This is a genomic window from Longimicrobiaceae bacterium (assembly GCA_035696245.1).
GTDB lineage: Bacteria > Gemmatimonadota > Gemmatimonadetes > Longimicrobiales > Longimicrobiaceae > DASRQW01.
The window spans coordinates 1-6237 of sequence record DASRQW010000509.1 but is presented as its reverse complement, the minus strand read 5'-3'; the positions used below and the strand labels follow the sequence as shown (position 1 = coordinate 6237).

General features: G+C 72.8%; 4 protein-coding genes. 3 read left to right on the top strand and 1 reads right to left on the bottom strand.

Features of this window, described 5'->3' with window-relative positions:
* Positions 1–130: 130 nt before the first annotated feature.
* Positions 131–499 (top strand): hypothetical protein, encoded by a 369-nt coding sequence (locus VFE05_22760; GenBank protein HET6232916.1) that lies wholly within the window; start codon positions 131–133, stop codon positions 497–499.
* A 190-nt stretch (positions 500–689) separates the two neighbouring features.
* On the opposite strand, the gene VFE05_22755 is transcribed toward VFE05_22760, so the two are convergent.
* Complete coding sequence (locus tag VFE05_22755; protein ID HET6232915.1) at positions 690–2390, bottom strand: response regulator; 1701 nt, start codon at positions 2388–2390, stop codon at positions 690–692.
* A 349-nt stretch (positions 2391–2739) separates the two neighbouring features.
* Between VFE05_22755 and VFE05_22750 the strand changes: the two genes are divergently transcribed.
* The gene (locus VFE05_22750; protein ID HET6232914.1) at positions 2740–5520 is read left to right on the top strand and encodes a heavy metal translocating P-type ATPase; all 2781 of its coding nucleotides are present in this window, start codon (positions 2740–2742) and stop codon (positions 5518–5520) included.
* Position 5521: 1 nt separating this feature from the next.
* On the top strand, positions 5522–5902 hold the full coding sequence (locus tag VFE05_22745) for a cupredoxin domain-containing protein (GenBank protein HET6232913.1): 381 nt from the start codon (positions 5522–5524) through the stop codon (positions 5900–5902).
* The last annotated feature ends 335 nt before the right edge of the window (positions 5903–6237 follow it).

The window sequence follows — 6237 nt, the reverse complement described above, 5'->3', positions numbered from 1 at the left end:
GGGGCCCGCCGCCGTGTTTCGCAACCGGGGGCCTTGTGGCGCCCGTCGTGCAGGTGCAACGTGGAAACTCGCGAGCACGGGACGGGTACGCATGGAGGGACCGTCCCAACACCAGAAACCGGAGTCAAGCATGTTCCGCATCTTGAGATATCTCGTGCTCGCCGCCTTCGTGCTCGCCGTGCCGGCCTGTGCCAGCATGCACGGAAAGGGCTCGATGAAGGAAGACCCGCAGCAGCGCACCACCGTGAAGGTGGAGAACCAGGCGTGGGTGGACGTGAACGTGTACGTGGTCCGCGAGACGCAGCGGGTGCGGCTGGGGCAGGTGCCTGCGCACAGCACGCAGGTGTTCCCCATTCCCAGCTACCTGGCGACCACGGCGGCGCGCCTCGCCTTCTTCGTGGACCCCATCGGCAGCCCGCGCACGGCGCAGTCGTACGACATGAGCGTCTACCCGGGCGACCAGGTCACGCTCACCATCCCCGTGACCGCCTTCCAGTAGCGGCCGGGCAGGTCCAACAGTCGAACGGGGTCCCGCGGCAACGCGGGACCCCGTTCGGTTTTTCGGTAGATGCCGATCCCCGCATCCGTAGGGGTGCGATTCGTCGCATCCGCCATCACAGCATGAGCTTATGTCACACCGCGGGCGATGCGCCTCTGCCGAGGCGGAGCGTCGGCCTTCTGTCCCTGCGCTACGGACGCGGGGCGGAGCGGACCAGGCGGTTGTGAATGCGGGCGGACAGCTCCGGGCCCACCACGGGCTTGGTCACGTAGTCGTCTGCCCCCGCGGCGAAGACGCGCAGGATGGTCTCCGCGTCGGTGCGGGCGGTGAGGAAGAGGATGGGCAGCGCGGCCCAGCGGTGGTCCGCCCGCACCACGCGGCACAGCTCGACGCCGTTCAGGTGCGGCATGTCCACGTCCAGGATCAGCAGGTGCGGCTGCACGCTGCGCAGCGTGCTCCAGAAGCGCAGCGGCGTGTCGAGCGTGTGCACGGTGAGCCGCTGCGGCTCCAGCAGCGCCCGCACGGCCGCGAGGATCGACGGGTCGTCATCGACCGCCAGCACGCGCGTCTCGCCCGCGGCGCCGGTGCGGGGGGCCACGCGCGCCACGGCGTCCATCACCTCGGCGGGTACGAGCGGGTCCTGGAGGAATACGCGCGCGCCGAGCTGCACGATGCGAACACGGTCCAGCAGCGAGTCCCGCGCGGCCGAGACCAGCACGGGCACGCCGGGCATCGACCGTCCCACGTCGGCCAGCAGCGCCCAGGCGGTGCCCTCCTCCTCGCCCGTCAGGTCGAACAGCACCGCGTGCGGACGCTCCGCCGCCAGCGCGCCCCGTGCGTTCGCGAGCGTGGCCGAGCGCACGCGCACCCCTCGCCCGCGCCCCTCCGCCTCCAGCGCGCGCACGAGCGCCGCATCGTCGTGGATCACCAGCAGCGTCGTCCCGGCATCTCCGCCCGCTGCCGAAGCCGCCGTCTGGACGGAAGATGCAGCCTGCCCCGCCGGCGCGGACGGGCTGGCGACATGAGATGGGGACGCGGGAGATGCGGATGCGGTCGATGACGTCGATGCAGGCATCGGCTCAGCAGACGCCGGGCGCTCGGGCGACGCGCCGCCGCGGGAGACGACCTCGCGGCGGAGGGCGGCGGCGATGCCGGAGAGGCGGCTCGCGTCGTCGCGCGAGAAAGAGCTCGTGGCGGAGAGCGCGTGCTCGATCTGCCGCGCCAGCACGGAGCCCTGCTGGAGCCCGAAGGTGCCCAGCGCGCCCGCCAGCCGGTGCGCCTCGCGCTCGGCCGTCTCGCGGTCCGCGGCGGTGAGGGCGCCCAGCATGGCGGCGGTGACGGCTTTCTCGATCACGTCCACCCGCGCGACCACCGACGGAAGCGAGCGCTCCCACACGGCGGCGAGGGCGCTGTTCAGCGACACCGCCTCGGCGGCCGTGTTGGCGGCAGAGGTGGGTGGCTGGCCGGACGGTGCGGCAGCCATCGACGGCGCCCGCGACTCAGGCTCCGTAGCGGCGGGGCGGGCGATGAGCGTCGCGGCGTGGCGGGCCAGCTCGCCGCGATCGACCGGCGCCAGCAGGATGCGGTCGATGCGCAGCTCGCTCACCATCCGCTGGAGCGCGCCCTCGTCCGCCTCGCCCTCGCCGGTGCCGGCCACGAGCACCACCGGGAGCGAGGCGAGCGAGCGGTTGGCGCGCATCCGGCGGACGACCTGCTCGGCGGGCAGCCCCTCGATGCCGGCGTCGATCACGAGCAGCGACCACGTGCCGTCTTCCAGCTGGTCCAGCGCGTCGTCGCCCGTGTACGTGACCTGCACGACCACGTCGTCCAGGCGCTGGGCCAGCCACGCGGCGAGCCGGTCGGGAAGGCCCGCCATCAGAACTTGCGACATCGAAACGGCTCCGCATCCGGGGAAAGGGTTCCCTAATCGGCGTGTTCGCCCCGCCGTCTGCAAGGCTCCGGCCGCGCGTTCGGCGACATCGCGTGCCGACCTCTTCCATCGTCAGGCCATCTGTCGAATCCTGTGTTGTCATCGCGGTCCACGCGAGCAATCCCGAGCTCCCCGTAGCACGACGCGCGCTCTATCTCCCGAAGCAGCCCCTGACGATGCGAGCAGCCGTCCGGGCGAAATGACCCGGCTCCGCATCTCCCGCCCCGCAGCCATTGACGTGGCGAGAGAGGCTGGATACAATCCTTCATCATAGGGGTGGGGGGTATGCGGTAGATGCCAGGAGGCAGAGATGGAGGGCACGAAGGTGATCGACCCCGTCTGCGGGATGGAGGTGGATGCGGGCACCGCCGCGCGGACGAGCGAGCACGGCGGCGCGGCGTACCACTTCTGCTCCGCGGGCTGCAAGGCGCGCTTCGACGCGGCTCCGGAGAAGTACGTCCGCGAACCGTCCGCGGATGCGCATCTCCAGACCCAGCCAGCCGCTGCGTCCGCTCCGGCGCCGCAGCCGAAGCCCATGGTGCAGCTTTCGATGCGGAAACCCGCGGCCGCGGCTCCGGCCGTCACCCCCGCGGGCAAGCAGCACGAGCGCATGGACCTGCCCGTGACGGGCATGACGTGCGCGGCGTGCGCGCGGCGTGTGGAGGCGCGGCTGGGCAAGGCGAACGGGGTGCGGCGCGCGGGGGTGAACTTCGCCACCGGCCGCGCGACGGTGGAGTACGACCCCGACGCGACCGGCGTGCACGACCTCGTCCGCGCGGTCGAGGATGCGGGCTACGGCACCGTGCCCCCCGCGCACCTGGAGCTGGTGGTGGACGACTCCGCGCGCCCCGCCGGCTCGCCGCAGCCGCTGGAGAAGCACCTGCGCGGGAAGAAGGGCGTGCTGGACGCCTCGTTCAACCTCGCCACCATGGAGGTGCGCGTCGAATACCTGCCCGGCGCGACCGACGCGGCGGACGTCCGCGCGGCGGTGGAGGAGCTGGGCTACCATGTGAGCCAGGTGCCCGCGGGCGAGGGCGCGGCGGGCGACTTCGAGCAGGAGGCGCGCGAGGCGGAGTACCGTGGGCTGCGGCTTCGCTTCGTCGTCGCCGCGCTGCTGTCGCTGCCGGTGCTCGTGATCGCGATGTCGCACGGGCGGGTGCAGGCGCTGGACTTCGCGGGCGCCACGTGGCTGCAGCTTGCGCTCACCACGCCCGTGGTGCTGTTCTGCGGCGCGCAGTTCTACCGCGGCGCCTGGGCGGCCTTCCGCCACCGCGCGGCGGACATGAACACGCTCATCGCCGTCGGCACCGGCGCGGCGTACCTGTACTCGCTGGCGGCGACGGTCGCGCCCGGCTTCTTCGCCCCCGCGGCGGCGCACGGGGCGATGGTGGGGATGGGCGGGCACGCGGCGGTGCCCGTCTACTTCGAGGCGGCGGCGATGGTCGTCACGCTCATCCTGCTGGGCCGCATGCTGGAGTCGCGCGCCAAGGGCCGCACGGGCGACGCAATCCGCCGGCTGGTGGGCTTGCAGCCGCGGACCGCGCGCGTGGTGCGCGCCGGCGCGGAGACCGACGTGCCGGTGGAGGAGGTGCGCGCCGGCGACGTGGTGGTCGTGCGCCCCGGCGAGAAGATCCCCGTGGACGGCGTGGTGGTGGAGGGCGCGTCTGCCGTGGACGAGTCGATGCTCACGGGCGAGAGCGTGCCGGTGGAGAAGAGCGAGGGCGACGAGGTGTTCGGCGCGACGCTCAACCGCACGGGCTCGTTCCGCTTCCGCGCGACCAAGGTGGGGCGCGACACGGCGTTGCAGCAGATCGTGAAGCTGGTGCAGGACGCGCAGGGATCGCGCCCGCCCATCGCCCGGCTGGCGGACGTGGTGAGCGGCATCTTCACCCCCGTGGTGATCTGCATCGCCATCGCGACCTTCGTGGCGTGGTTCATCCTGGGGCCGCCGGAGACGCGGTTCACGCTGGCGCTGGTCAACTTCGTCTCCGTGCTCGTCATCGCCTGCCCGTGCGCGCTGGGCCTGGCGACGCCCACCGCGATCATGGTGGCTACGGGGCGCGGCGCGGAGAGCGGCATCCTGGTGAAGGGCGGCGAGAGCCTGGAGACGGCGCACAAGCTGGACACCGTTGTGCTCGACAAGACGGGCACGCTCACGCGGGGCCGGCCCGAGCTGACGGACGTGGTGACGGCGCCGGGCTGGACGGAAGATGCGCTGCTGGCGCTGGCCGCGGGCGCCGAGCGCGGCAGCGAGCACCCCGTCGGCGAGGCGGTGGTGCGCGGGACGGAGGCGCGGGGGCTGGAGGTGCCGCGCGCGACGGGCTTCCTGGCGCAGGCCGGGCACGGCGTGGAAGCCACGGTGAATGGACGGCGGCTTCTCGTCGGCAGCGCGAAGCTGATGCGCGACAACGGCGTGGTGGTGGATCCGGACTGGGCCGCGCGCCTCGCAGCCCTCGCGGCCGGCGGGAAGACGGCCGTCGCCGCGGCGGTGGACGGCGCGCTCGCCGGCATCCTTGGCGTGGCGGACGCGGTGAAGCCCGAGGCGGCCGAAGCGGTCGCGGCGCTGCGGGCGATGGGCATCGAGGTGGTGATGATGACCGGCGACGCCCGCGCCACGGCCGATGCGGTGGCTCGCCGCGTGGGCATCTCCCGCGTGCTGGCCGAGGTGCTGCCGGACGCGAAGGCGGCCGAGGTGAAGCGTCTCCAGGATGAGGGGCGCATCGTGGGCATGGTGGGCGACGGCATCAACGACGCCCCGGCCCTGGCGCAGGCGCACGTGGGCATCGCCATCGGCACCGGGACCGACGTGGCGATCGAGGCGTCGGACGTGACGCTGCTGCGGGGCGACCTGCGCGGCGTGCCCGCGGCCATCGGGCTGTCTCGCGCGACGATCCGCACGGTGCGCCAGAACCTGTTCTGGGCCTTCATCTACAACGTGGTGGGCATCCCCGTCGCGGCCGGGCTGCTGTATCCGTTGACGGGCTGGCTGCTGTCGCCGGTGCTGGCGGGCGCGGCGATGTCGCTCTCCAGCGTGAGCGTGGTCGCCAACTCGCTGCGCCTGCGCGGCTTCACCCCCGCGCGAGGAGGCTGACGTGGACACGGCCGAGATCGTGGTGCTCGTGGGCGGCATCGCCGCCATCGCCGCGGTGCTGTGGTACTTCTTCGGCGCGCGGGAGGGTGTGGCCGCGACGGAGACGGCGGGCGGGGTGCAGGAGGTGGACGTGACGGTGAAGGGCGGCTACTCGCCGGACACGGTGGTCGTGCGCGCCGGCCGCCCGGTGCGCCTGCGCTTCCACCGCGAGGAGAGCGCGTCGTGCAGCGACCAGGTGGTGTTCGCGGACTTCGGCATCGCCCGCGACCTGCCGGCCTTCCAGACGACGGCGGTAGAGTTCACCCCGAAGGAGGCGGGCGAGTTCGCCTTCACCTGCGGCATGCGCATGCTCCGCGGCAAGCTCATCGTCCAACCCGCGTAGCCGCTGGGGGTTGCGCAGCCGCCATCGACAGCGAAAAGCAGGGCTCACGCGGAGACGCGGAGGACGCGGAGAACAGCTCGCTCTCCGGCAGTTCTCCGTGTCTCCGCGTGAGGATTTTGTTGATGGGGTGGCGTGGCGATGAGGTGACGCCGTCGCATCTACCGGCCGTTCGACCGGCGCCGGTGAATCGCGCCGGGTACGCGGAATGCTGCGAAGCAGGACGTCCCGTCCGCCCCGTCCGGGGCAAGCACCGGCGTGCCTCCCGCGCCAGCCGTCACCTCCGCTCCCCCCGAGGTCTCCGTGAGCGATCCCATCCCTCAGCCCGGCGCCGAGCA

Bases quoted from the DNA above. Each gene is read 5' to 3' on its own strand.
- VFE05_22750 (HET6232914.1), top strand. From the start codon at position 2,740: ATGGAGGGCACGAAGGTGATCGACCCCGTCTGCGGGATGGAGGTGGAT.
- VFE05_22755 (HET6232915.1), bottom strand. From the start codon at position 2,390: ATGTCGCAAGTTCTGATGGCGGGCCTTCCCGACCGGCTCGCCGCGTGG.
- VFE05_22760 (HET6232916.1), top strand. From the start codon at position 131: ATGTTCCGCATCTTGAGATATCTCGTGCTCGCCGCCTTCGTGCTCGCC.